At 54.8% G+C, this 25071-nt stretch carries 22 protein-coding genes; 8 read left to right on the plus strand and 14 right to left on the minus strand.

Features of this window, described 5'->3' with window-relative positions:
• The first annotated feature begins 2 nt into the window (after positions 1 to 2).
• Positions 3 to 974, plus strand: a complete 972-nt coding sequence (thiL, locus tag ACMWLG_RS05770; RefSeq protein WP_045400665.1) for a thiamine-phosphate kinase — start codon at positions 3 to 5, stop codon at positions 972 to 974.
• A gap of 80 nt (positions 975 to 1054) precedes the next feature.
• On the opposite strand, the gene ACMWLG_RS05775 is transcribed toward thiL, so the two are convergent.
• The 4 genes from ACMWLG_RS05775 to xseB all read right to left on the minus strand — a co-directional run bounded on the left by ACMWLG_RS05775 (position 1055) and on the right by xseB (position 5122).
• A complete protein-coding gene (locus ACMWLG_RS05775) occupies positions 1055 to 2029 on the minus strand; it encodes an aldo/keto reductase (protein ID WP_045400668.1) in 975 nt (324 codons plus the stop codon).
• Positions 2030 to 2092: 63 nt separating this feature from the next.
• Complete coding sequence (gene dxs, locus ACMWLG_RS05780; RefSeq protein ID WP_045400670.1) at positions 2093 to 3955, minus strand: 1-deoxy-D-xylulose-5-phosphate synthase; 1863 nt, start codon at positions 3953 to 3955, stop codon at positions 2093 to 2095.
• A gap of 24 nt (positions 3956 to 3979) precedes the next feature.
• On the minus strand, positions 3980 to 4879 hold the full coding sequence (gene ispA / locus ACMWLG_RS05785; RefSeq protein WP_008503332.1) for a (2E,6E)-farnesyl diphosphate synthase: 900 nt from the start codon (positions 4877 to 4879) through the stop codon (positions 3980 to 3982).
• A complete protein-coding gene (xseB, locus tag ACMWLG_RS05790) occupies positions 4880 to 5122 on the minus strand; it encodes an exodeoxyribonuclease VII small subunit (RefSeq protein WP_008503331.1) in 243 nt (80 codons plus the stop codon).
• Positions 5123 to 5313: 191 nt separating this feature from the next.
• Here xseB and thiI point away from each other — a divergent pair, with 191 nt between their 5' ends.
• Positions 5314 to 6762 (plus strand): tRNA uracil 4-sulfurtransferase ThiI, encoded by a 1449-nt coding sequence (gene thiI / locus ACMWLG_RS05795; protein ID WP_023310562.1) that lies wholly within the window; start codon positions 5314 to 5316, stop codon positions 6760 to 6762.
• 63 nt (positions 6763 to 6825) lie between these two features.
• Here thiI and yajL read toward each other — a convergent pair whose 3' ends face one another.
• Both yajL and panE read right to left on the minus strand, forming a co-directional pair.
• Complete coding sequence (yajL, locus tag ACMWLG_RS05800) at positions 6826 to 7416, minus strand: protein deglycase YajL (protein ID WP_414762958.1); 591 nt, start codon at positions 7414 to 7416, stop codon at positions 6826 to 6828.
• On the minus strand, positions 7379 to 8290 hold the full coding sequence (gene panE, locus ACMWLG_RS05805; RefSeq protein ID WP_045400674.1) for a 2-dehydropantoate 2-reductase: 912 nt from the start codon (positions 8288 to 8290) through the stop codon (positions 7379 to 7381). Before panE ends, yajL begins: the two co-directional genes overlap by 38 nt.
• Positions 8291 to 8411: 121 nt before the next feature.
• Between panE and ACMWLG_RS05810 the strand changes: the two genes are divergently transcribed.
• The gene (locus ACMWLG_RS05810; RefSeq protein ID WP_023334701.1) at positions 8412 to 8903 is read left to right on the plus strand and encodes a YajQ family cyclic di-GMP-binding protein; all 492 of its coding nucleotides are present in this window, start codon (positions 8412 to 8414) and stop codon (positions 8901 to 8903) included.
• A 32-nt stretch (positions 8904 to 8935) separates the two neighbouring features.
• Here ACMWLG_RS05810 and ACMWLG_RS05815 read toward each other — a convergent pair whose 3' ends face one another.
• The 8 genes from ACMWLG_RS05815 to ACMWLG_RS05850 form a co-directional block, all read right to left on the minus strand.
• Complete coding sequence (locus tag ACMWLG_RS05815; RefSeq protein ID WP_023334702.1) at positions 8936 to 10297, minus strand: MFS transporter; 1362 nt, start codon at positions 10295 to 10297, stop codon at positions 8936 to 8938.
• Between the two features lie 148 nt (positions 10298 to 10445).
• Entirely contained in the window at positions 10446 to 11333 is an 888-nt protein-coding gene (gene cyoE / locus ACMWLG_RS05820) for a heme o synthase (protein WP_013095848.1), read from the minus strand.
• 11 nt (positions 11334 to 11344) lie between these two features.
• Positions 11345 to 11671, minus strand: a complete 327-nt coding sequence (locus tag ACMWLG_RS05825) for a cytochrome o ubiquinol oxidase subunit IV (RefSeq protein WP_006176899.1) — start codon at positions 11669 to 11671, stop codon at positions 11345 to 11347.
• On the minus strand, positions 11671 to 12285 hold the full coding sequence (locus ACMWLG_RS05830; RefSeq protein WP_008503324.1) for a cytochrome o ubiquinol oxidase subunit III: 615 nt from the start codon (positions 12283 to 12285) through the stop codon (positions 11671 to 11673). The genes ACMWLG_RS05825 and ACMWLG_RS05830 overlap by 1 nt, the downstream gene beginning before the upstream one ends.
• The gene (gene cyoB / locus ACMWLG_RS05835) at positions 12275 to 14266 is read right to left on the minus strand and encodes a cytochrome o ubiquinol oxidase subunit I (RefSeq protein WP_014168864.1); all 1992 of its coding nucleotides are present in this window, start codon (positions 14264 to 14266) and stop codon (positions 12275 to 12277) included. The genes ACMWLG_RS05830 and cyoB overlap by 11 nt, the downstream gene beginning before the upstream one ends.
• Positions 14267 to 14282: 16 nt before the next feature.
• Positions 14283 to 15230 carry a cytochrome o ubiquinol oxidase subunit II gene (cyoA, locus tag ACMWLG_RS05840; RefSeq protein WP_014882770.1) on the minus strand — a complete coding sequence of 316 codons (948 nt, stop codon included), beginning with the start codon at positions 15228 to 15230 and terminating at the stop codon, positions 14283 to 14285.
• A 477-nt stretch (positions 15231 to 15707) separates the two neighbouring features.
• Entirely contained in the window at positions 15708 to 17183 is a 1476-nt protein-coding gene (gene ampG / locus ACMWLG_RS05845) for a muropeptide MFS transporter AmpG (RefSeq protein ID WP_414762959.1), read from the minus strand.
• A 46-nt stretch (positions 17184 to 17229) separates the two neighbouring features.
• A complete protein-coding gene (locus ACMWLG_RS05850) occupies positions 17230 to 17808 on the minus strand; it encodes a lipoprotein (protein ID WP_023310568.1) in 579 nt (192 codons plus the stop codon).
• Positions 17809 to 18113: 305 nt separating this feature from the next.
• Here ACMWLG_RS05850 and bolA point away from each other — a divergent pair, with 305 nt between their 5' ends.
• From bolA to lon, 5 genes are all read left to right on the plus strand, one after another.
• Positions 18114 to 18431, plus strand: coding sequence for a transcriptional regulator BolA (gene bolA / locus ACMWLG_RS05855; protein WP_021241655.1), 318 nt, complete (start codon positions 18114 to 18116; stop codon positions 18429 to 18431).
• Positions 18432 to 18761: 330 nt separating this feature from the next.
• Positions 18762 to 20060 (plus strand): trigger factor, encoded by a 1299-nt coding sequence (gene tig / locus ACMWLG_RS05860; protein ID WP_023310569.1) that lies wholly within the window; start codon positions 18762 to 18764, stop codon positions 20058 to 20060.
• A gap of 260 nt (positions 20061 to 20320) precedes the next feature.
• Complete coding sequence (clpP, locus tag ACMWLG_RS05865; RefSeq protein WP_008503317.1) at positions 20321 to 20944, plus strand: ATP-dependent Clp endopeptidase proteolytic subunit ClpP; 624 nt, start codon at positions 20321 to 20323, stop codon at positions 20942 to 20944.
• A 126-nt stretch (positions 20945 to 21070) separates the two neighbouring features.
• On the plus strand, positions 21071 to 22345 hold the full coding sequence (clpX, locus tag ACMWLG_RS05870) for an ATP-dependent protease ATP-binding subunit ClpX (RefSeq protein ID WP_023310570.1): 1275 nt from the start codon (positions 21071 to 21073) through the stop codon (positions 22343 to 22345).
• 183 nt (positions 22346 to 22528) lie between these two features.
• A complete protein-coding gene (gene lon, locus ACMWLG_RS05875; RefSeq protein WP_045400678.1) occupies positions 22529 to 24883 on the plus strand; it encodes an endopeptidase La in 2355 nt (784 codons plus the stop codon).
• Positions 24884 to 25071: the final 188 nt, after the last annotated feature.

A 25071-nucleotide genomic window follows, 5' to 3' on the forward strand; every position in this document is an offset into this window, starting at 1 on the left:
GTATGGCATGCGGCGAATTCTCCCTGATTGCCCGTTATTTCGACCGTGTCAGAACCTCTCGTCTTGATGTTGAAACCGGCATTGGCGATGACTGTGCACTTCTCAATATTCCCGAAAAACAGACGCTGGCAATCAGCACCGACACTCTGGTGTGCGGCCGTCATTTCTTACCGGATATCGATCCTGCCGATCTGGCGTATAAAGCCCTGGCGGTTAACGTCAGCGATCTGGCGGCGATGGGGGCCGATCCCGCGTGGCTAACGCTGGCTCTGACGCTGCCAGAGGTAGATGAAGCTTGGCTGGAAGCCTTTAGCGATGCGCTTTTTGAGCAGCTTAGCTATTACGATATGCAGCTGATTGGCGGCGACACGACTGCCGGGCCGCTGTCGATGACGCTGGCGATCCACGGCTACGTGCCGCTTGGCCGCGCGCTGAAGCGTTCAGGCGCAAAACCCGGCGACTGGATCTACGTGACCGGTACGCCGGGCGATAGCGCGGCAGGGCTGGCGATCCTTCAAAATCGTTTAACGGTTGAAGATGCTGACGATGCGGCGTATCTGGTGAAACGCCATCTGCGGCCAACGCCGCGTATTTTGCACGGCCAGGCGCTGCGCGAACGGGCAAGCTCGGCTATCGATCTCTCTGACGGGCTGATCTCCGATCTCGGCCATATCCTGAAGGCCAGCGGCGTCGGCGCGCGCGTTGACCTGGATCTCTTCCCGCTGTCTGAGCAGCAGCTTCGCCACGTTGAACCTGAGCAGGCGCTGCGCTGGGCGCTGTCCGGTGGTGAAGACTACGAACTGTGCTTCACGGTGCCTGAGCTCAACCGTGGAACGCTGGACGTGGCGTTAGCGCATCTCGGCGCGAAATTCACCTGCATCGGTCAGATCATGCCGGAAAGCGAAGGGCTGAAGTTTGTGAAAGACGGCGCGCCCGTTACGCTGGACTGGAAAGGGTACGATCACTTCGCGTGATGTTGTGCGCTCTGTATTGCCGGGTGGCAACTTCGCCTTACCCGGCCTATGTGTTTTGTTCCCTTTCTCTGTGGCAGGGCTTACTTAAACCCCACCACCGGATGCGGCTGATACGGCGTCTCCAGCTCGGCAATCTGCTCTGGCGTCAGCGTGATATCCACCGCATTCAGCAGCTCATCCAGCTGTTCTTCCCGCGACGTTCCAATAATCGGTGCCGCGACCCCGCGCTTGCCCAGCAGCCAAGCCAGCGCTACCTGGGCGCGAGTGGCACCGGTATCGTCGGCAATTCCGGCTAACCGTTCGGCAATTAGCGCATCGCTGGCTTCTGTACCGGAATAAAGATTTTTTCCCACTTCATCCGATACCAGGCGAGCCGTGGTTTCCCCCCATGGACGGGTCAGGCGGCCGCGCGCCAGCGGACTCCACGGGATCACCGCCACGCCCTCCTGATGGCACAGCGGCAGCATCTCGCGTTCTTCTTCACGATAGATCAGATTGTAGTGATCCTGCATGGTGACAAATCGCGCCCAGCCGTGCTGCGCCTGGAGATCCAGCGCCTGGGCAAACTGCGACGCGTGCATAGACGACGCGCCGATGTAGCGAGCTTTCCCGGCTTTGACCACGTCGTTGAGCGCCTCAAGCGTCTCCTCGACTGGCGTGTTGTAATCCCAGCGGTGAATTTGCAGCAGATCGACGTAATCCATGTTCAGACGTCTGAGGCTGTCATCAATGGAGCGAAGGATCTGGGCGCGAGAAAGTCCCTGAGACAGGTCGCCTGACGGATAGAAGACCTTGGTGGCGACGACGATGTCATCCCGACGGGCAAAATCGCGCAGGGCGCGGCCGACAATCTCCTCGCTGCTGCCGTCGGAGTAGCTGTTGGCGGTGTCAAAGAAGTTAATGCCGCCCTCGATGGCGCGTTTGATAATCGGACGGCTGCTCTCTTCCGGCAGCGTCCAGGCGTGGTTTCCCCGATCGGGCTCGCCAAAGGTCATGCATCCCAGACAAAGTCGGGAAACCTTAAGGTCCGTTTTTCCTAACGTAGTGTATTGCACGGTTCCGCTCCTGCTGTTTAAACACCAGGTTTAAGCATAGCAGGAGCGGAAAAGGGGGAGGGGTCAGTCCAGCCAGGTACGGATTTTGGCTTCGATACCGGCGGCGTCCAGGCCAATAGCCGCACGGGCTTCGTCCTGAGTACCTTGCGGAATGAAGTGATCCGGCAGGCCGAGGTTCAGCACCGGCACGGCTGTACGGTTCGCCATCAGTACCTCGTTCACGCCGCTGCCCGCGCCGCCCATGATGGCGTTTTCTTCCAGCGTGACCAGCACGTCATGCGTCTCAGCCATACTCAGGATCAGAGAGTCGTCGAGCGGCTTCACAAAGCGCATGTCCACCAGGGTGGCATTCAACGCTTCAGCCGCTTTAGCCGCCTCTGGCATCAGCGTGCCGAAGTTCAGGATCGCCACTTTTTCACCGCGACGCTTCACCAGACCTTTACCGATCGGCAATTTTTCCAGCGGCTGAAGCTCAACGCCCACCGCATTGCCGCGCGGGTAGCGAACGGCGCTTGGGCCATCCTGATAGTGGTAGCCGGTAAACAGCATCTGACGACATTCGTTCTCGTCACTTGGCGTCATGACAACCATATCCGGAATACAGCGCAGGAACGACAGATCAAACGCGCCCTGGTGCGTCTGGCCGTCGGCACCGACGACGCCCGCACGATCGATAGCAAACAGTACCGGCAGCTTCTGAATCGCCACGTCGTGGATCACCTGATCGTAGGCGCGCTGCAGGAAGGTGGAATAGATAGCGACAACCGGCTTGTAGCCGCCAATGGCCAGGCCCGCTGCAAACGTCACCGCATGCTGCTCGGCAATGGCAACGTCAAAATACTGGTCAGGGTATTTTCTGGAGAACTCCACCATGCCGGAGCCTTCACGCATGGCAGGCGTCACAGCCATCAGCTTGTTGTCTTTGGCTGCGGTTTCGCATAGCCAGTCGCCGAAGATTTTTGAATAGCTCGGCATGCCGCCGCTGCTTTTTGGCAGACAGCCGCTGGACGGGTCGAATTTCGGCACCGCGTGGAAGGTGATCGGATCTTTTTCCGCCGGTTCGTAACCGCGCCCTTTTTTAGTCATGATATGCAGGAACTGCGGGCCTTTCAGGTCGCGCATGTTCTTGAGCGTGGTCACCAGGCCCAGCACGTCGTGACCGTCAACCGGGCCAATATAGTTAAAGCCCAGCTCCTCAAACAGGGTGCCCGGCACGACCATGCCTTTGATGTGCTCTTCGGTACGCTTAAGCAGCTCTTTGATCGGCGGTACGCCGGAGAAGACTTTTTTACCGCCTTCACGCAGCGAGGAGTAAAGCTTGCCGGAGAGCAGCTGTGCCAGATGGTTGTTCAGCGCGCCAACGTTCTCGGAGATCGACATTTCGTTATCGTTGAGGATAACCAGCATGTCCGGCTTGATGTCGCCCGCATGGTTCATGGCTTCGAAGGCCATACCCGCGGTGATGGCACCGTCGCCAATCACGCAGACGGTGCGGCGCTGCTTGTTCTCTTTCTCGGCGGCGACGGCAATACCGATGCCCGCAGAAATGGAGGTGGAGGAATGGCCGACGCTCAGCACGTCATACTCGCTCTCACCGCGCCACGGGAACGGATGCAGGCCACCTTTCTGACGAATAGTGCCAATTTTATCGCGACGTCCGGTCAGAATTTTGTGCGGATAAGCCTGGTGGCCCACGTCCCAGATGAGCTGATCGAAAGGCGTGTTATAGACGTAGTGCAGCGCCACGGTCAGCTCAACCGTGCCAAGCCCGGAGGCGAAATGGCCGCTGGAGCGGCTTACGCTGTCGAGCAGGTAGCGACGCAGCTCGTCGCACAGCTTCGGCAGGCTCTCTTTCGGCAACAGGCGTAACTCCTGGGTGGAGTCAACTAACGCCAGTGTCGGGTATTTGGCAATATCAAAACTCATCAAAGGCTCATCGAGATATATAGTTTATTTATCACGCTGGATTATATAGTCCGCTAGCGCTTCCAGTGCCGAGGTATCCAGCGATTGCGCGGCCAGTTCATTTAGCGACTGGCGGGCGTCGTCAATCAGATCCCGGGCTTTACGTTGGGCTTGCTCAAGGCCCAGCAGGGCGGGGTAGGTACTTTTGCCAAGCTGCTGGTCCGCACCCTGACGTTTACCCAATGTTGCAGTATCGCCCACCACATCCAGAATGTCATCCTGAACCTGGAATGCCAGACCGATACTTTCTGCGTATCTGTCCAGAATCGGCAGGGCTTTGCGCCCTTGCTCACCCGCGCTCAGCGCGCCCAGGCGAACGGCGGAACGAATCAATGCCCCGGTTTTATGGCGATGAATACGCTCCAGCTGTTCCAGATTAACCTGACGTCCTTCCGCTTCAAGATCTAGCGCCTGTCCGCCGCACATGCCGGCCACGCCGCTGGCCATGGCCAGTTCGGAAATCATTGCCAGACGGTCACGGTCAGCCACTTCGGCCATTGGTGCGTCGCTCAGAATCGAGAACGCCAGCGTCTGCAGGGCATCACCCGCCAGAATGGCATTCGCCTCGCCAAACTTGATGTGGCAGGTGGGTTGACCCCGACGCAAATCGTCGTCGTCCATGGCCGGGAGATCGTCGTGGATCAGCGAGTAGGCGTGGATGCACTCCACGGCGGCTGCCGGGGCGTCCAGCGTGTTGTCGCTGATGCCAAACATATTGCCTGTGGCGTACACCAGGAACGGGCGCAGGCGCTTTCCACCCAAGAGTGCGCCATAGTGCATGGCTTCAACCAGTGGAGTGTTCTGAAAAGGCTGTGGCGCAATAAAACGGCGCAGGGCGTCGTTGGCGCGTACGACACGCGCCTGAAGCTCGTTGGCAAAATCCATTTACTCGGCGTCCGGTGTGAAAGGCGTGGTTTTCGCGTCTTCGCTGTCGGAAAGCAGGATCTGTACGCGCTGCTCGGCCTGCTGCAGTTTGACCTGCCCCTGGCGCGCCAGCTGCACGCCACGCTCGAATTCATTGAGCGCCTCTTCCAGCGGGAGATCGCCGCTCTCAAGACGGGTAACGATTTGCTCCAGTTCACTCAGCGCAGTTTCGAAACTGGCCGGTGCGTCGTTCTTCTTCGGCATAGTGAATTGACTCTTATATTCTCAGCCCCGACATGGTAACGGACTCAGGGCAATTATCAAATAACGCGCAATGTGCACAGGAGCGGCGCGATGGTGGTATACTTGCGCGCCTGGATGCAGCCACGGGTGTGGGCTGCTGTACTCTTTTCCATTACAAGCCTTAATACGCTTGCCTAAGAAACATTGCCGCCATGAAGTTTATCATTAAATTGTTCCCTGAAATCACCATCAAAAGCCAATCTGTGCGTTTGCGCTTTATTAAAATTCTCACCGGGAACATTCGTAACGTATTAAAGCACTACGACGAAACCCTCGCCGTGGTGCGCCACTGGGACCACGTTGAAGTACGCGCCAAAGACGAAAATAAACGTCAGGATATTCGCGACGCGCTGACCCGTATTCCGGGGATCCACCATATCCTGGAAGTGGAAGATGTTCCGTTCAGCGATATGCACGACATCTTCGAGAAAGCGCTGGTCCAGTACCGCGATCAGATCGAAGGCAAAACCTTCTGCGTGCGCGTGAAGCGTCGCGGCAAGCACGAGTTCAGCTCTATTGAAGTGGAACGTTACGTTGGCGGCGGTTTGAACCAGCACGTTGAAACGGCGCGCGTTCGTCTGACCAACCCGGACGTGACCGTGAACCTGGAGATCGAAAACGATCGCCTGCTGCTGGTGAAAGGGCGCTATGAAGGTATCGGCGGCTTCCCGATCGGCACCCAGGAAGACGTCCTGTCCCTCATCTCCGGCGGCTTCGACTCCGGCGTCTCCAGCTATATGCTGATGCGTCGCGGCTGCCGCGTGCACTACTGCTTCTTCAACCTGGGCGGCGCGGCGCACGAAATCGGCGTTCGTCAGGTCGCGCATTATCTGTGGAACCGCTTCGGCAGTTCCCACCGCGTGCGTTTCGTGGCGATCAACTTTGAGCCGGTCGTGGGTGAAATCCTCGAGAAAGTCGACGACGGCCAGATGGGCGTGGTGCTGAAGCGTATGATGGTGCGTGCGGCGTCCAAAGTTGCCGAGCGCTACGGCGTGCAGGCGCTGGTCACCGGTGAAGCGCTGGGCCAGGTATCCAGCCAGACGCTGACCAACCTGCGTCTTATCGACAACGTGTCTGATACGCTGATCCTGCGTCCGCTGATCTCCCACGACAAAGAGCACATCATCGACCTGGCGCGCGAAATCGGCACCGAAGATTTTGCCCGCACCATGCCGGAATACTGCGGCGTGATCTCAAAAAGCCCAACGGTGAAGGCGGTGAAGGCGAAGATCGAAGCGGAAGAAGAGAACTTCGATTTCAGCATTCTGGAAAAAGTGGTGGAGGAAGCCTCCAACATCGACATCCGCGAGATTGCCCAGCAGACCGAGCAGGAAGTCGTTGAAGTTGAAACCGTGAGCGGTTTCGGCGCTAACGATGCAATTCTGGATATTCGCTCCATTGATGAGCAGGATGACAAGCCGCTGCAGGTTGAAGGCGTCGAAGTGGTTTCTCTGCCGTTCTACAAGCTGAGCACCAAATTTGGCGACCTCGACCAGAGCAAAACCTATCTGCTGTGGTGTGAGCGTGGAGTGATGAGCCGTCTGCAGGCGCTGTATCTGCGCGAGCAGGGCTTTGCGAATGTGAAGGTGTATCGCCCGTAGTTTATTGCAGGGCGGGGGCGACCTGTTGCCTCCGCCCCTCTCCCACAGGGTGAGGGAGAACACCTATTCGTAATAATTATAAATCCCCGCAGGCATCACCAGCGATGACGCTACTTCGTACGCTTTCTCGCGCCCGACCAGCAGGTCAATAATCTTTAAGCCACAATCAATCGCGGTGCCTGGCCCCTGGCTGGTCAGCAGGTTGACGCGCGGATCCCAGACGACGCGTTTATCAACCCAGTGCTCTTCCGGGATCGTATCCTTGAGCCCCGGGAAACCGGTCATGTTGCCGATGGGGAAGATATCGTGCGGAATCAGAACCGTTCCGGCGGCGGCACAGATTGCCGCGACGATACGGCCTGACAGATGGAACTGACGCACGGTCTCGACCAGCAGCGGGCTGTCGCGAAAACATTCCGCGCCTTTTAAGCCGCCGGGCAGCACGATGATGTCGTAATCGCCGTCAGCCACCTGAACAAGGGGGGCATCCGCAAGGATTTTCACCCCGCGCGAGCAGGTGATTGCCAGATTACCGTCGCTGGCGACGCTGGCGGTGGTGACCTTAATGCCGCCGCGCACCATCAAATCAATGGTGGTGACCGCTTCCATCTCTTCGCTACCAGGGGCGAGGCAGATCAGTGCTGACGCGCTCATATTCACTCTCCTTACGTTTAACCAGGTCATACAGACGGGCGTTTTCCGGCACAGCGATGCCGTGCGCGCGGGCGCGTTTTAGCAGATATCCCGTGATGTAGTCGATCTCCGTGTGGCGTAATGCCCGAACATCCTGCAGCATCGAGGAGATGTTTTCTGCCGTGCTCTCAATGACCTGCTCGACATAGCAGCGCAAATCGTCGGCCGAGGTATGCAGGCCTTCCCGCCCAACGACCGCCGCGACTTCCGCACACAGCATGGCAACGTCCTGCGGATGATTTTTCAGCTCTCCGTTCGGGCAGTTCCACAGCGCCGTCAGCGGATTGATTACGCAGTTTACCGCCAGCTTGCGCCACAGCTGAGGGCGGATGTTGTTGTGCCAGGCGACGTCCGGCAGCACCTTCTGCAGCACATCGGCAAGATAGCTGTAATCTCCATCCTGAGTTCTTGCGGGCCCGATGTGCGTCACGCCGCTGGCGACATGCACGATGATGTTGCCGTCGCGACGCGCAGCGTGCGTGGTCGTCGCCATCAGCAGGGGCTGCGGGACGTTTTTCAGCTCATCAAGCGTCCCCATGCCGTTATGCAGCAGCAGAATGGGGGAAGTGGAGGGGAGCTGCGCGGCCAGCGTTTTTACCGCGTCTGAGACCTGCCACGCTTTGAGCGTCACCAGTAAAAGGTCGCTTTGCGCCAGGAAGTCAGGATCGTTCGCGGTGAGGGATTCGTTAAAGATGCTTCCGTCTTCACCAATCAGGTTTACACTGCAATAGGGCTGGGGCACGCGCAGCCAGCCCTGAACCTCATGTCCGTGCTTGCACAGCGCGGTCAGCCACAGCTGACCAAGCGCTCCGCATCCGAGCACCGTAATTTTCATTGTTCCTCCTCACCTGCAACTGCGCCAGGTGTTACAGCTTAATTATACAGCTAAGCTTCTGTTGAGTTATGCCTCGTAGCGGGTATTATGCAACGCAACAAAAGTGAAGGGAGAAGAAAAGATGCCATCTTTCGATATTGTTTCCGAAGTTGATATCCAGGAAGTTCGCAACGGCGTTGAGAACGCAACCCGCGAAGTTGAGTCACGTTTCGATTTTCGCGGCGTAGAGGCGTCGTTTGAGCTGAACGACGCAAATAAGACCATTAAGGTGCTGAGCGAGTCTGACTTCCAGGTGAATCAGCTGCTCGACATTCTGCGCGCCAAGCTGTTAAAGCGCGGTATCGAAGGGACGTCTCTGGACGTGCCGGAAGAGTTTGTGCACAGCGGTAAGAACTGGTTTGTGGAAGCTAAGCTGAAGCAGGGCATTGAGAGCGCGGTGCAGAAGAAGATCGTTAAGCTCATCAAAGACAGCAAGCTGAAGGTGCAGGCGCAGATCCAGGGCGAAGAAATTCGCGTGACCGGGAAGTCCCGCGATGATCTCCAGTCCGTAATGGCGCTGGTGCGCGGCGGCGATCTGGGGCAACCGTTCCAGTTTAAAAACTTCCGCGATTAATATAAAAAAGCCCGGTTTAACCGGGCTTTTTTTCACGCTTTGAGCGCCTGCTCGACTTCGAAGCGGTTGGTCATTTTACTGTCTATTTTGACGTAAGCGCTGCGCTCTTCCGGGACAATGAGCACCTCTGTTACACCCTCTTTGGCTTCAAGACGCTGCTTAAGCGCATCGCTGATTTCCACATCATCCGGGATTTCCACTCGCAGGCTGCTCACGTAGCGCGGCTCTTTCATGGTGCTGGCGACCAGCAGCCAGACCGTCGCCAGTAGCGCACCGGCGAGAAACACGGTTTGTGAATCAAACAGGCCGTCCACCCAGCCGCCGAGCGAGCCGCCGATCGCCACGCCGAGAAACTGGCTGGTGGAGTAGATGCCCATCGCGGTGCCTTTATATCCGGCGGGGGACTCTTTGCTGATCAGCGACGGCAGCAGCGCTTCCATCAGGTTAAAGGCCAGGAAAAACAGCTGTACGCCGGCAATCAGTTCCCAGAAGTGCGGACCGGCACCCCAGAGCACAATTTCGGCAATCAGCAGGACCGCCACGCAGCCCACGAAGACGCGCTTCATTTTGCGCTTCACTTCGGCGTAGATGATGAACGGCACGACGGAGACAAACGAAATCAGCATCGTGACCAGATAGATTTTCCAGTGCTCAGCCGCCGGGAAACCCGCTGCGGCAAGCTGGCCGGGCAGAGCGACAAAGGTCGACATCAGCAGGATGTGCAGGCACATAATGCCAAAATTCAGCTTAAGCAGGCGCGGCTCGACAATCACTTTGCTGAAGCAGCCTTTTACCATCCCTGATTCGCGGTTCAGAACGTGGTTCTTGCTGTCCGGCACGACCCACAGGGTTAAGGCAATACCGATGGTTGCCAGCACGGCAATCATCCAGAACAGGGCGTGCAGACCCAACGTGTGCGTAATGATGGGGCCCAGCACCATGGCAATCGCAAACGTCACGCCAAAGCTCACGCCGATGAACGCCATCGCTTTGGTGCGGTTTTGCTCGCGGGTTAAGTCTGAGAGTAGCGCCATCACCGCGGCGGCAATCGCGCCGGACCCTTGCAGGGCGCGGCCAAGAATAATCCCCCAGATGGAGTGGGAGAGGGCGGCAATCACGCTTCCGAGCACAAAGACCAGCAGCCCGCCGACGATCAGCGGCTTTCTGCCCACCCGGTCAGAGAGCAGGCCAAAGGGGATCTGGAAGACCGCCTGCGCCAGGCCGTAGATGCCGATCGCGAGCCCAATCAGCGCCTCGCTGGCCCCCTGCAGCGCCATACCGTACGTGGTCAGAACAGGCAGGACCATAAACATGCCAAGCATCCGTAGCGAGAAGACAGTCCCTAAGCCCCAGGTCGCGCGTAGCTCGCCTGGCGTCATTTTATAATCGTTCATTACCACCTCAGTTCAAAAGCAGGCCATAGTGTAGTGCGGGGAAGGGGCGGGGTAAATAAAGGGTTATTTAACAAATATTACATGCGTTATTAGTAGATTCAGTGAATAAAAAAGGGTGCCGAAGCACCCTTTTATTGACCTGTTTGGCTTACCAGACGTAAGTCAGCAGGTTGTGCGAATCCGGCACCATGAAGTCCACGGACATCATCACCGATAGCGAGGTGATGGCCACAATCGAGAACACAAACAGCTTGCGCGCCCAGACTTTGTCATCTTCCACTTTGTAACCGCGCAGCGCCATACCGAGCCACCAGACGCTCACCGCGGCCGCTACTGCCAGATATTTGTATCCGGCGTAACCGCCCAGAGAGAGCATCAGCGTTGCCACGGCAAAGGCGATGATGTACAGCGTGATGTGGTTCTTGGCAACTGAAATGCCCTTCACGACCGGCAGAACCGGGATGTTCGCTGCCTGATAATCCTTAAAGCGGAAAATCGCGATGGCATAGGAGTGCGGCATCTGCCACAGGCTAAAGATAGCCAGCAGGATCAGCGCACCGCTGTCGAACTCGTTCGTGACCGCGCAGTAGCCAATCACCGGCGGCGCAGCGCCGGAGAGAGAACCAATCAGCGTGCCGTAGACGGAGTGGCGTTTCATATACAGGCTGTAGACGCCCACATACACCACGAACCCCATCACCCCCAGCCAGCAGGCCAGCGGGTTAGCACCAAACCACAGCAGCATAAAGCCAGCAATACCCAGCAAGGTGGCGTACACCAGCGAGACGGAAGGGGCGATCAGGCCTTTCACCAGCACCCGATTTTTGGTCCTTTCCATCTTCTTGTCGATATCCATGTCGATGTAGTTGTTAAATACACAACCGGACGCAACAACCAGTGACACACCGACCAGCGTGTAGATAAAGAGGGTGTAATCAATGCTGCCCTTAGAGGCCAGCAGGAACCCTCCGATCACGGAGATCAGGTTGCCAAAGATGATGCCTGGTTTCGTTACTTGCAGGTATTGCTTAAACATACTCGCCGCTCTTAGTGAACCATCATGTTGTAGTTGAGGTTCCACATAATCCAGATGGAACCGACTACCAGGATAGCGATGATAATCACGGTAAAGATAAAGGCGGTCATATTCCAGCCTTCATCGGACTTGGTGTTCATGTGCAGGAAGCAAACCAGATGCACCAGAATCTGAATCACAGCGGTTACCAGGATTGCACCCAGGATAACCGGCTTAGACGCAGAACCGCTCATCACCATCCAGAACGGGATCACCGTCAGGATGATCGACAGGATGAAACCTGTCATGTAGGTTTTTACGCTGCCGTGGGAAGCGCCATGATCGTTAGAATGACTCATTACATCGCCCCCATCAGATAGACAACAGAGAACACACAGATCCACACCACGTCCAGGAAGTGCCAGAACAGGCTCAGGCACAGGATACGGGTACGGTTAGTACTGGTCAGGCCGCGACGGGAGATCTGGAACATCAGGACTGCCATCCAGATCAGACCGGAGGTCACGTGCAGACCGTGAGTGCCGACCAGCGCGAAGAACGCGGACAGGAAGCCACTGCGATCCGGGCCGAAGCCTTCCATGATCAGGTGATGGAATTCATAGATTTCCATCCCGATAAATCCAGCACCAAACAACCAGGTCAACGCCAGCCAGGAAACAACCTGGCTCTTGTTGTTTTTGTACATGGCGATAGCCGCCATGCCGTAGGTGATGGAGCTGAATAACAGCAGTGCGGTTTCAACCAGAACGAACGGCAGTTCAAAAATGTCCTTGCCGGTCGGGCCGCCCGCTGTGCCGTTCACCAGAACGGCATAGGTTGCGAACAGACAGCAGAACAGAATGCAGTCGCTCATCAGGTAGATCCAGAAACCGAAGACTTTTGTCGGTCCTGTATCGTGGTGCGCATGCTCATGCGCGTGGGCAGTTGAGTGCGCCAGAGTATCAGTTGCCATTTTTCAGCCCCGCTTTAGAAATCTCGTCGAAATGCTGATTTTCCAGCTTCTCAACTTCACGGACTGGTACGTAGTAGTCCACGTCCTCGTCAAAGCTCTTCACAATCCAGCTGATTACGATGCCGGCGAAGCCAACAATCGCCATCCACCAGATGTGCCAGATCATTGCGAAACCAAATACCGTTGCGAAGGCGGCAATCACGATGCCCGCACCGCTGTTTTTCGGCATGTGGATCTCTTCGTAATGAGCAGGTTGCTTGTACGCTTCACCTTTCTCTTTCATTTCCCAGAATGCGTCACGTTCATGAACCTGCGGCACAATGGCGAAGTTATAAAAAGGAGGTGGAGAAGAGGTCGCCCACTCCAGCGTACGGCCACCCCATGGGTCACCGGTCAGGTCACGGTTCTGATCGCGGTCGCGAATAGACACGTAGAACTGAATCAGCTGAGACGCGATACCACAGGCAATCAGCACGGCACCGCCCGCTGCAACCATCAGCATTGGGTGGAACTGCGGATCGATCTGCTGGCTCAGGCGACGGGTCATACCCATGAAGCCCAGCACGTACAGCGGCATAAATGCTACGAAGAAGCCGATGATCCAGAACCAGAACGCGCGTTTACCCCATTTTTCGTTCAGCGTGAAGCCGAACGCTTTTGGCCACCAGTAGGTTACGCCAGCGAAGCAGCCGAAGACCACGCCACCGATGATAACGTTATGGAAGTGCGCAATCAGGAACAGGCTGTTGTGCAGAACGAAGTCAGCGCCCGGTACCGCCAGCAGTACGCCGGTCATCCCACCTACGGAGAAGGTTACGATGAAGCCGATGGTCCACAGCATCGCTGAGTGGAACACGATACGGCCCTGGTACATGGTGAACAGCCAGTTGAAGATCTTCACCCCGGTAGGGATGGCGATAATCATGGTGGTGATACCGAAGAAGGCGTTTACGTTCGCGCCCGCACCCATGGTGAAGAAGTGGTGCAGCCAAACGATGAACGACAGAACGGTAATACACACGGTTGCCCACACCAGAGAGGTGTAACCAAACAGACGTTTACGCGAGAAGGTTGCCGCGATTTCGGAGAACACACCGAACACAGGCAGAACCAGAATGTACACTTCCGGGTGACCCCAGGCCCAAATCAGGTTGATGTACATCATCATGTTGCCACCCATATCATTCGTGAAGAAATGGGTGCCCAGATAGCGATCCAGGGTCAGCAGCGCGATGGTGACGGTCAGAATTGGGAAGGAGGCAATAATCAGGATGTTGGCGCACAGAGATGCCCAGGTAAATACCGGCATCTTGAACATGGTCATGCCAGGGGCACGCATCTTGATAATGGTCACGAAGAAGTTGATACCGGTCAGGGTAGTACCGACACCGGAGAGCTGAAGCGCCCAAATCCAGTAGTCGACGCCAACGCCTGGACTGTACTCAATTCCTGACAGCGGCGGGTAAGCCAGCCAGCCGGTCTGCGCGAATTCGCCCACACCCAGTGACAGGTTAACCAGGATAACGCCGACAACCGTGAACCAGAAGCTCAGGTTGTTCAGGAACGGGAACGCCACGTCGCGCGCGCCGATTTGCAGCGGAACGACAACGTTCATCAGACCGATAACCAGCGGCATCGCCACGAAGAAGATCATGATAACGCCGTGGGCGGTAAAGATCTGATCGTAGTGGTGCGGCGGCAGGAAGCCGGCTTCACCCGCAGAAGCGAGTGCCTGCTGGCTACGCATCATGATCGCATCCGCAAAGCCACGAATTAACATGACGATACCGACGATGCAGTACATGATACCGAGTTTTTTGTGGTCAACCGAAGTCAGCCACTCGTTCCACAGGTAGCTCCACTTACCGAAGTAAGTGATCAGGGCCAGTAAGGCCGCGCCACCAATGATAATTGCAGCCACCGTAACCACGATAATCGGTTCATGGTAGGGCACTGCATCCAGTGTCAATTTTCCGAACATTTTCTTCCTCGGCCCCTTAGTGAGCGGTTTCCGCGTGGCTCATGTCCATGCCTTCCATACCTTCGTGCGCGCTGTGCTCGCCTTCAGGCTGGGTCATGTCCATGCTCTTGCCGTGATCCATAAATTTGCCAATAACGTCTTTGAACAAATCTGGTTTCACATTAGAGAAGTACTCCACCTTGTTGTATTCGCTTGGTGCAGCCACTTTTTCGAACGCCGCCATGTCAGACATGGTGTTTGGAGACTGCTTCGCTTTTTCAACCCACTGGTCGAAAGCGGCACGGTCTGGCGTCGCAATAGCTTTGAACTTCATACCTGAGAAGCCCGGGCCGCTATAGCTGGCGGAGATACCATCATAGGTGCCTGCTTCATTCGCGATCAGGTGCAGGTTGGTCTGCATACCGGCCATCGCGTAAATCTGGCTACCCAGACGTGGGATGAAGAAGGAGTTCATTACGGAGTTGGAGGTCACTTTGAACTGAACCGGAGTGTTCGCCGGGAAGGCGATTTCATTCACGGTAGCAATACCCTGCTCTGGATAGATGAAGAACCATTTCCAGTCCATGGAGACCACTTCAATGGTAATAGGTTTCTCATCGTGAACCAGCGGTTTGCTTGGCTCAAGTGCGTGAGTGGTTTTCCAGGTCAGTACGGCAAGGAACAGGATGATCAGAATAGGAACCGTCCAGACCACAGCTTCCACTTTATTGGAGTGTGACCAGTTAGGGCTATACTTCGCATCTTTATTGCTCGCACGATACTTCCAGGCGAAACCAACAGCCATCAAAATGGCAGGAATAACCACAATCAACATCAGGCCAAAAGCCGTCAATATCAGTGAACGTTGTTCCAGTCCAATCTGTCCTTTGGGGTCTAGTAGTGCAGAATCGCAGCCACTGAGTAATACAGTGCCCGCGAATAATGACAACCATCCCAAACTTTTATTGTATTTCCCGAGTCTCATTTAACGACCTCAATTCCACGGAGTCTGGTGGCGTTTAAAGTGTGCGGGCATTTTACGGGAAGGTTACATTACTGTAAACATCATTAGGCCTGTGTCAGGAAGGTGTTACCGGGTTCTGCCGCACGTGTCACAAGTGTTGCAAATTATGTCGGTTTTTATGACCGAAGCCGCACGGCATGGGCTTTATAACGAAAGGACCCCCAAGCATACCCTAAAAGGGGCAATTGGTATAACCATTGTTAAAAATAAACAAAAAATTAACAATTAATTATCAATAAAAAGACATCTAAAAAACGAAAAATCAAACTCTCGTATGCTGAATCGTTTAATGAAAAATAGCGTTTTGGAGTGGGAGCCAATAATTTCCAAATCCTATCCCGCACAAATCAACAAATATTTTTTTTGCGGTTGGCGGCTATTTCACCGTTATAATTTCAGTTAGTGATTACAACGGGAAATAACCTTTCGCATTTTTCTTCAGGTCATCTGCGTTTTACGCAACGCCATGAAATCGAGCAGACCTCCGATCATGATCCCGGCGATAGCCAGCAGGGCGCCTGCGTCCAGCAGAAGGGCTTCGAAAGGGAGTACCAGAGAGGTGCTGGCATTGATAATAAGCACCACTAGCCAGAGCGCCAGAGCGATACAGCCCGCCATTAACAGACGTAGCGCAAAACGGTAAGCGCGGCGATATTCGGTGCGCGGCATAAAATGTTCTGTCCGCTGGGTATATTCAAGCGTCTGACGGCAGACCAGCAGCAATAAAATTCCCGGCACGGCAGCCACGACCGAGAAGAGATAAAATGTTGGCCAGCCATGGGCTTCCACAAACCAGCCGGCAATCGGGCCAACGTAAACACGCCCAACGGCGGAGAGCGCCGAGAGCAGCGCGAACTGGGTAGCGGAAAACGACTTGTTGCACAGGGTCATCAGCAGGGCGACAAACGCCGCGGTTCCCATGCCGCCGCAGAGGTTTTCGAAGAACACCGCCGCGGCCATGCTGATCGTATGTTTGTCGGTAATCGACAGCAGCCAGTAGCCTGCGTTAGAGGCACCCTGAAGGATGCCGAAAATCAGCAGCGCGCGAAACAGCGTCAGGCGCTGCATCAATACGCCGCCATAAAGCGCGCCGACGATGGTCGCAAACAGCCCCAGCGTTTTATTCACCACGCCGACTTCACCGGCGTCAAAGCCGACGCCCCGGATCAGGAAGGTGGTGGTGAGGCTCATGGCAAAGGCATCGCCCAGCTTATAAAGGACGATAAGCAGCAGGATCAGCCAGGCGTTGTTGCGGCCAAAGAAGTCACGGAGCGGTTCGGCGACGGCCTGCTCCAGCGAGCGGGGAACCGGGATGACGTCACTCGGTTCGGGCGCGAACAGCGTCGCGATAATGCAGGGGATCAGCAGGGCGGCCATCAGCCAGTACATGCCCTGCCAGCCGAGGTAACGATCGGCGAGCCACAGCGCCAGCCCGCCGGAGACCAGCATCCCGAGGCGATAGCCCAGCACGCTGATTGCCGCACCGGCGCCGCGCTCTTCCGCAGGTAACACGTCCGTCTTCCAGGCGTCGAACACGATATCCTGAGAGGCGGAACAGAAGGCAATCACCACCGCAAGCGCGGCCATCCAGCGAAGCTGGGTGGTGGGTTCAAGAAATCCCATCGCCGCAATAGCCAGCAGCAGCAGGATCTGCGTCATCACTAACCAGCCGCGTCGACGCCCGAGGAAAGGCGGCGTATAGCGATCCATGACCGGAGACCACAGGAACTTAAAGACATAGGCCTGGCCGACAAGCGAGAAGAAACCGATGGTTTTAAGATCTATGTTCTCAACCGTCATCCACGCCTGAAGCGTGCCGGAAGTGAGTGCGAGGGGTAAACCCGAGGCGAAGCCGAGGATCAGCAGGATAGCTGATTTCGGTTGCTGGAAAATGCGTAAGTAGTGGCTGGACATGTTCTTATAAAACTGACCCGGTGATACACCGGGTCAGAGAGCGGGATTAACGCGCGTTCTGCTTGATAAAGTCGTGAATACTGGTGTCCTGCGCCATATCGGCAATGGTGTCGGTCAGCACGCTGTTCACGGCGTTAGCAATGTTCTGGTTAGAAGCCTGGAAGGCACCTTCAACAGAGTAGCTGGCGCGGTAGTTTTTGGTCATCTTGTTGCCATTCTTCGCGGTGGCAATGATGGCGATATCCGCTTTGGTCGCGATGTTGTAGCGCACGTTGCCCTGTGACACGTCAGCGTACAGGTTGTTCACGATGATCTGCAGATCGACCGCGCCGCTTGGGCCAATCATGTAGCCGCGAGCGGTCATCTGTTTCTCCAGCACTTCCTGGAGCAGGAAGCGCAGGTCGCGGGACGCGGTGAGGGTAACCTGCTGGTTATCGCGGGTCACTTTTGCCAGCGCCTGATCCTGACGCTGATCGGCACCGTTAATGCTCACGGTGACGCCCATCAGGCTTGGGTCCTGCTGAGGCAGGGTGATTTTTGGTGAGACATCAATAGTGGTTGGCGGAGTAGCGCAGCCTGCCAGCATAAAAAGGGCTACCAACGGAAAGAAGAGTTTTTTTAACATTTTCGGGTTCTCAACGAATCGTAAGCATATAAAGAGAAAAATTGCCGCCATCATAACATCGCCAACGGCGAGGGGAAGTGGTCAACGCATGTAAATTCATCGCCTTGTCCGAAAACTGACCAGTTCACCGTTTTTCCCAATCCGTGTATGACAAAACGTATGAGTCTCACAGTGAACTTCATTCGTTTGAATGAGAAAATCAGACGAAAGCTAAATATTTGTTGTCAAGGTGTAATGGAAACGGTAAAAGCGGCTAACATTTAAAGGGATGGGTGACATCCTGGCGTTGTCGGAGGAGTAATTTCATGATGATACGTGAGCATATAGAAGATAAATTAAGGGCAGCGTTCAACCCTGTGTTCCTCGAAGTCGTCGACGAAAGCTATCGTCATAACGTGCCGGCAGGTTCTGAAAGCCACTTTAAAGTGGTTCTGGTTAGCGATCGCTTCACGGGAGAACGTTTCCTGAATCGACACCGCTTGATCTACAGCACCTTGACGGAAGAACTCTCCACGACCGTGCATGCGCTGGCACTGCATACCTACACCATTAAGGAATGGGAAGGCCTGCAGGATACGGTTTTCGCATCGCCTCCCTGTCGCGGTGCAGGCACTATCGCCTGATAAATCGGATTTGCAACGGCTGGAGCTTTTCCAGTATGTTGCTTACAGATTTCCTCAAAACGGCCTCCGGGCCGTTTTGTTTTGTTTGAGTTTTGAGCGGATGGTGCGATTTTAAGGCTAAAAATAGCCTTAAAGTGTGAAAAAAGCCGCAGCAACATGCCCCAACCGTTCTCGACTCACCTAAGTGATGCCGCTATAATGCCGCGTCTTATTGAATGTCTTCGGGATGATTCTGGCGACAGGGAATGTGGATCTGCACTAAGAGAGCATCCCGGTATAACAGACAGATTCAGAGTTGACCGAGCACTGTGATTTTTTTGAGGTAACAAGATGCAAGTTTCAGTTGAAACCACTCAAGGCCTTGGCCGCCGTGTAACGATTACTATCGCTGCTGACAGCATCGAAACTGCTGTGAAAAGCGAGCTGGTCAACGTAGCAAAAAAAGTACGTATTGACGGCTTCCGCAAGGGCAAAGTACCAATGAATGTTGTTGCTCAGCGTTATGGCGCTTCCGTGCGTCAGGATGTGCTGGGTGAACTGATGAGCCGTAACTTTATTGATGCGATCATCAAAGAAAAAATCAATCCGGCCGGTGCGCCGAACTACGTTCCAGGCGAATACAAACTGGGCGAAGACTTCACCTACTCCGTAGAGTTCGAAGTGTACCCGGAAGTTGAGCTGAAAGGTCTGGAATCTATCGAAGTTGAAAAACCAGTTGTTTCCGTGACTGACGAAGACGTTGACGGCATGCTGGATACCCTGCGCAAGCAGCAGGCGAACTGGAAAGAGAAAGAAGGCGCTGTTGACGCTGAAGACCGTGTCACCATCGACTTCACCGGTTCTGTAGACGGCGAAGAGTTCGAAGGCGGTAAAGCGTCTGACTTCGTACTGGCTATGGGCCAGGGTCGTATGATCCCAGGCTTCGAAGACGGTATCAAAGGCCACAAGGCTGGCGAAGAGTTCACTATCGACGTGACCTTCCCGGAAGAATACCACGCTGAAAACCTGAAAGGGAAAGCAGCGAAGTTCGCTATCAACCTGAAGAAAGTTGAAGAGCGCGAACTGCCAGAACTGACTGAAGAATTCATCAAGCGTTTCGGCGTGGAAGATGGTTCCGTAGCGGGTCTGCGTACCGAAGTGCGTAAGAACATGGAACGCGAACTGAACGGCGCTGTACGTAACCGTGTGAAATCTCAGGCGATCGAAGGTCTGGTGAAAGCCAATGAAATCGACGTTCCAGCTGCCCTGATCGACAGCGAAATCGACGTTCTGCGCCGCCAGGCTGCACAGCGTTTCGGTGGCAACCAGCAGCAAGCGATGGAACTGCCACGCGAGCTGTTCGAAGAGCAAGCGAAACGCCGCGTTGTTGTTGGCCTGCTGCTGGGCGAAGTGATTCGTACCCACGAGCTGAAAGCTGACGAAGAGCGTGTGAAGGGCCTGATCGAAGAGATGGCTTCTGCATACGAAGATCCATCAGAAGTGATCGAGTTCTACGGTAAGAACAAAGAGCTGATGGACAACATGCGCAATGTTGCCCTGGAAGAGCAGGCTGTTGAAGCGGTACTGGCGAAAGCGAAAGTGACCGAAAAAGCGACCTCTTTCAACGAACTGATGAACCAGCAGGCGTAATTTCGCCCCAACGGTTTAAAGTTTGAACAGAAAACCCGTTGCCTTGCGGCAGCGGGTTTTTTTTATCGCAGCGATAGCCCAGGAAGAGTGCTAAAACGCCCTTTCGGTGTTAGCGTAACAACAAAAGGTTGTTATGCTTGAAATAGGGCACTGTGAACCCCATAAGTACGTAATCATGATGAATGAGACTGGCTGATAATCCGTCCGTAAGGTTACAATCAGTACAGCAGGTGTTTTCAATTTTGATCCAGGAGACGGAAATGTCATACAGTGGCGAACGAGATAACTTTGCACCCCATATGGCTCTGGTGCCAATGGTTATTGAACAGACCTCACGTGGTGAGCGTTCTTTTGATATCTATTCCCGTCTGCTCAAGGAACGCGTTATCTTTCTGACCGGCCAGGTGGAAGACCACATGGCTAACCTGATCGTGGCGCAGATGCTGTTTCTGGAAGCGGAAAACCCGGAAAAAGACATTTACCTGTACATTAACTCCCCGGGTGGCGTGATTACAGCAGGAATGTCCATTTATGACACCATGCAATTCATCAAGCCTGATGTAAGCACTATCTGTATGGGTCAGGCTGCATCTATGGGCGCGTTCCTGTTAACAGCAGGGGCGAAAGGTAAGCGTTTCTGCTTGCCAAATTCCCGCGTGATGATTCACCAGCCACTGGGCGGTTACCAGGGGCAGGCGACGGATATCGAAATCCACGCCCGTGAAATTCTGAAAGTAAAAGCGCGCATGAATGAACTTATGGCGCAGCATACGGGTCAACCACTCGAGCAGATCGAGCGCGATACCGAGCGCGATCGCTTCCTCTCTGCTTCAGAGGCAGTTGAGTACGGCTTAGTCGACTCCGTGTTGACCCATCGTAATTGATGCCCGTGACGCGAGTGTGCCGCTATACTAAGGTAGGGCGGCACGCTGCTGATTGCAGCTTGCGTCTTAGAATGGCATTTGCGTCGTCATGTGCGGCACAAAGAACTTAAAAAGAGGTTTGGACTCATGACAGATAAACGCAAAGATGGTTCGGGCAAACTGCTGTACTGCTCTTTTTGCGGCAAAAGCCAGCATGAAGTGCGTAAACTGATTGCCGGGCCGTCCGTGTATATCTGCGACGAATGTGTCGATTTATGTAACGACATCATTCGCGAAGAGATTAAAGAAGTCGCACCGCACCGTGAGCGCAGCGCGCTGCCAACGCCGCATGAAATTCGTCATCACCTTGACGACTACGTCATCGGACAGGAGCAGGCCAAGAAAGTGCTGGCGGTAGCGGTCTACAACCACTACAAACGTCTGCGTAACGGCGACACCAGCAATGGCGTAGAACTGGGTAAAAGTAACATTCTGCTGATCGGCCCAACCGGTTCCGGTAAAACGCTGCTGGCTGAAACTCTGGCGCGCCTGCTTGATGTTCCGTTCACGATGGCGGATGCCACCACCCTGACCGAGGCCGGTTATGTGGGTGAGGACGTCGAAAACATCATCCAGAAACTGCTGCAGAAGTGCGATTACGACGTACAGAAAGCCCAGCGCGGGATTGTTTACATCGATGAGATCGACAAGATCTCCCGTAAATCAGACAACCCGTCCATTACCCGTGACGTATCGGGTGAAGGCGTACAGCAGGCACTGCTGAAACTGATTGAAGGTACGGTTGCCGCCGTTCCGCCACAGGGTGGTCGTAAACATCCGCAGCAGGAGTTCCTGCAGGTTGATACCTCCAAGATCCTGTTCATCTGTGGCGGTGCGTTTGCTGGTCTGGACAAAGTCATCTCCCACCGTGTTGAAACCGGCTCCGGCATTGGTTTTGGCGCAACGGTGAAATCGACGTCCGAAAAACCAAACGAAGGCGAACTGCTGTCTCAGGTTGAACCGGAAGATCTGATCAAATTCGGTCTGATCCCTGAATTCATCGGCCGTCTGCCGGTCGTGGCAACGCTGAATGAACTGAGCGAAGACGCGCTGATCCAGATCCTGAAAGAGCCGAAAAATGCGCTGACCAAGCAGTATCAGGCGCTGTTCAATCTGGAAGGCGTTGATCTGGAATTCCGCGACGAAGCGCTGGATGCGATTGCCAAGAAAGCGATGGTTCGTAAAACCGGTGCCCGTGGTCTGCGTTCAATTGTTGAAGCGGCACTGCTCGACACCATGTACGATCTCCCATCAATGGAAGACGTTGAGAAAGTGGTGATTGACGAGTCCGTCATTAGCGGTCAAACCAAGCCGCTGTTGATTTACGGCAAACCGGAAGCGCAGCAGGCATCTGGCGAATAATTAGCCAAATCATACAAGCAGTTAATCAAAAAGGGGGGATTTTATCTCCCCTTTTTCTTTTTCCGTATTCATAGCGTTGAATGTGTGGGAAACATCCCCATATACTGGATACATGTTAATGGTTATGTGAAGCACTGTGACATGACCAGCTTACCTGGCGGACACTAACTAAGAGAGAGCTCTATGAATCCTGAGCGTTCTGAACGCATTGAAATCCCCGTATTGCCGTTGCGCGATGTGGTGGTTTATCCGCACATGGTCATACCCTTATTTGTAGGGCGGGAAAAATCTATCCGTTGCCTCGAAGCCGCCATGGATCATGATAAAAAAATCATGCTGGTGGCGCAGAAAGAAGCATCAACGGATGAGCCGGGTGTAAACGATCTTTTCACCGTCGGGACCGTGGCCTCTATTTTGCAGATGCTGAAGCTGCCTGACGGCACCGTGAAGGTGCTGGTAGAAGGCCTGCAGCGTGCGCGTATTACCACTCTCTCAGACGACGGCGAACACTTCTCTGCCAAGGCAGAGTACCTTGATTCGCCTGAGCTTGATGAGCGCGAACAGGAAGTGCTGGTTCGCACCGCGATTAGCCAGTTTGAAGGCTATATCAAGCTGAACAAGAAAATTCCACCAGAAGTGCTGACGTCGCTGAACAGCATCGACGATCCTGCGCGTCTGGCGGACACCATCGCTGCACATATGCCGCTGAAGCTGGCTGACAAGCAGTCCGTGCTGGAAATGTCAGACGTTAACGAACGTCTGGAATACCTGATGGCGATGATGGAGTCTGAAATCGATCTGCTGCAGGTTGAGAAGCGCATTCGCAACCGCGTGAAAAAGCAGATGGAGAAATCTCAGCGCGAGTACTATCTGAATGAGCAAATGAAGGCCATTCAGAAAGAACTGGGCGAGATGGACGACGCGCCGGACGAAAACGAAGCGCTGAAGCGTAAGATTGACGCGGCCAAGATGCCGAAAGAGGCGAAAGAGAAGGCCGAAGCAGAACTGCAGAAGCTGAAAATGATGTCTCCAATGTCGGCTGAAGCGACCGTTGTTCGCGGCTACATTGAGTGGATGGTGCAGGTTCCGTGGAACGCCCGCAGCAAGGTCAAAAAAGACCTGCGTCAGGCGCAGGAAATCCTGGATACCGACCACTACGGCCTGGAGCGCGTGAAAGACCGCATTCTTGAGTACCTCGCGGTACAAAGCCGTGTAAACAAAATCAAAGGCCCAATTCTGTGCCTGGTAGGACCGCCGGGGGTGGGTAAAACCTCTCTGGGTCAGTCCATCGCCAAAGCGACCGGACGCAAGTATATCCGTATGGCGCTGGGTGGCGTACGCGATGAAGCGGAAATCCGCGGTCACCGCCGTACCTACATCGGTTCTATGCCGGGTAAACTGATCCAGAAGATGGCGAAAGTGGGGGTTAAAAACCCGCTGTTCCTGCTCGATGAGATCGACAAGATGTCGTCGGACATGCGCGGTGACCCTGCATCTGCACTGCTGGAAGTGCTTGATCCAGAACAGAACGTGGCGTTCAGCGATCACTACCTGGAAGTGGACTACGACCTGAGCGATGTGATGTTCGTGGCGACCTCCAACTCCATGAACATTCCGGCCCCGCTGCTGGACCGTATGGAAGTGATTCGTCTCTCTGGCTATACCGAAGACGAGAAGCTGAACATCGCTAAGCAGCACCTGCTGCCGAAACAGATTGAGCGTAACGCGCTGAAATCCAACGAGCTGACCGTCGAGGACAGCGCGATTATTGGCATCATTCGCTACTACACTCGCGAAGCGGGCGTGCGTAGCCTTGAGCGTGAAATCTCTAAACTGTGTCGTAAAGCGGTGAAACAGCTGCTGCTGGATAAGAGCCTGAAACACATTGTGATTAACGGCGACAATCTGCATGCGTACCTGGGCGTTCAGCGCTTTGACTACGGTCGCGCGGACAACGAAAACCGCGTTGGTCAGGTAACTGGCCTGGCATGGACGGAAGTGGGCGGCGATCTGCTGACCATCGAAACCGCCTGCGTGCCGGGCAAAGGCAAGCTGACCTACACCGGCTCGCTGGGTGAAGTGATGCAGGAATCCATCCAGGCGGCGCTGACCGTGGTGCGCGCGCGCGCGGAGAAACTGGGTATCAACCCGGATTTCTACGAAAAACGCGACATCCACGTGCACGTTCCTGAAGGGGCGACGCCGAAAGATGGCCCAAGCGCGGGTATTGCCATGTGTACCGCTCTGGTTTCCTGCCTGACTGGGAACCCGGTGCGTGCCGATGTGGCAATGACTGGTGAAATTACGCTGCGTGGCCAGGTTCTGCCGATTGGTGGTTTAAAAGAAAAACTGCTGGCGGCACACCGCGGTGGGATCAAAACCGTATTGATCCCTTACGAAAATAAACGCGATCTGGAAGAGATTCCGGACAACGTGATTGCCGATCTGCAGATCCATCCTGTGAAGCGAATTGAGGAAGTTCTCAGTCTCGCATTGCAGAATGAACCCTCCGGAATGCAGGTTGTAACCGCAAAATAGTGACCTCGCGCAAAGAGCGTCAATAAAAACAAGGCTGGTAAGTCATTTCGCACTTGCCAGCCTTTTTTTGTATAGCTAATTTAGATTGCTGATTAGGTCGGCCCTCAACAACGGGTGTTGTAAGGTCATGGCAGGCCTGATATAACTGCTGCGCGGTCGCGTTGTGAAGGATTCAGGCGCGATATAAA

This window comes from Enterobacter sp. 01-M-02-SI-ECC (genome assembly GCF_047530595.1).
Taxonomy (GTDB): domain Bacteria; phylum Pseudomonadota; class Gammaproteobacteria; order Enterobacterales; family Enterobacteriaceae; genus Enterobacter; species Enterobacter cloacae_M.

Coding starts and splice junctions, on each gene's coding strand:
- ampG (WP_414762959.1), bottom strand. CDS start 17,183: ATGTCCAGCCACTACTTACGCATTTTCCAGCAACCGAAATCAGCTATC.
- tig (WP_023310569.1), top strand. CDS start 18,762: ATGCAAGTTTCAGTTGAAACCACTCAAGGCCTTGGCCGCCGTGTAACG.
- ACMWLG_RS05825 (WP_006176899.1), bottom strand. CDS start 11,671: ATGAGTCATTCTAACGATCATGGCGCTTCCCACGGCAGCGTAAAAACC.
- clpP (WP_008503317.1), top strand. CDS start 20,321: ATGTCATACAGTGGCGAACGAGATAACTTTGCACCCCATATGGCTCTG.
- xseB (WP_008503331.1), bottom strand. CDS start 5,122: ATGCCGAAGAAGAACGACGCACCGGCCAGTTTCGAAACTGCGCTGAGT.
- cyoA (WP_014882770.1), bottom strand. CDS start 15,230: ATGAGACTCGGGAAATACAATAAAAGTTTGGGATGGTTGTCATTATTC.
- lon (WP_045400678.1), top strand. CDS start 22,529: ATGAATCCTGAGCGTTCTGAACGCATTGAAATCCCCGTATTGCCGTTG.
- ACMWLG_RS05810 (WP_023334701.1), top strand. CDS start 8,412: ATGCCATCTTTCGATATTGTTTCCGAAGTTGATATCCAGGAAGTTCGC.
- ACMWLG_RS05830 (WP_008503324.1), bottom strand. CDS start 12,285: ATGGCAACTGATACTCTGGCGCACTCAACTGCCCACGCGCATGAGCAT.
- clpX (WP_023310570.1), top strand. CDS start 21,071: ATGACAGATAAACGCAAAGATGGTTCGGGCAAACTGCTGTACTGCTCT.
- panE (WP_045400674.1), bottom strand. CDS start 8,290: ATGAAAATTACGGTGCTCGGATGCGGAGCGCTTGGTCAGCTGTGGCTG.
- cyoE (WP_013095848.1), bottom strand. CDS start 11,333: ATGTTTAAGCAATACCTGCAAGTAACGAAACCAGGCATCATCTTTGGC.
- yajL (WP_414762958.1), bottom strand. CDS start 7,416: ATGAGCGCGTCAGCACTGATCTGCCTCGCCCCTGGTAGCGAAGAGATG.
- ACMWLG_RS05815 (WP_023334702.1), bottom strand. CDS start 10,297: ATGAACGATTATAAAATGACGCCAGGCGAGCTACGCGCGACCTGGGGC.
- ispA (WP_008503332.1), bottom strand. CDS start 4,879: ATGGATTTTGCCAACGAGCTTCAGGCGCGTGTCGTACGCGCCAACGAC.
- thiI (WP_023310562.1), top strand. CDS start 5,314: ATGAAGTTTATCATTAAATTGTTCCCTGAAATCACCATCAAAAGCCAA.
- thiL (WP_045400665.1), top strand. CDS start 3: ATGGCATGCGGCGAATTCTCCCTGATTGCCCGTTATTTCGACCGTGTC.
- bolA (WP_021241655.1), top strand. CDS start 18,114: ATGATGATACGTGAGCATATAGAAGATAAATTAAGGGCAGCGTTCAAC.
- ACMWLG_RS05850 (WP_023310568.1), bottom strand. CDS start 17,808: ATGTTAAAAAAACTCTTCTTTCCGTTGGTAGCCCTTTTTATGCTGGCA.
- cyoB (WP_014168864.1), bottom strand. CDS start 14,266: ATGTTCGGAAAATTGACACTGGATGCAGTGCCCTACCATGAACCGATT.
- dxs (WP_045400670.1), bottom strand. CDS start 3,955: ATGAGTTTTGATATTGCCAAATACCCGACACTGGCGTTAGTTGACTCC.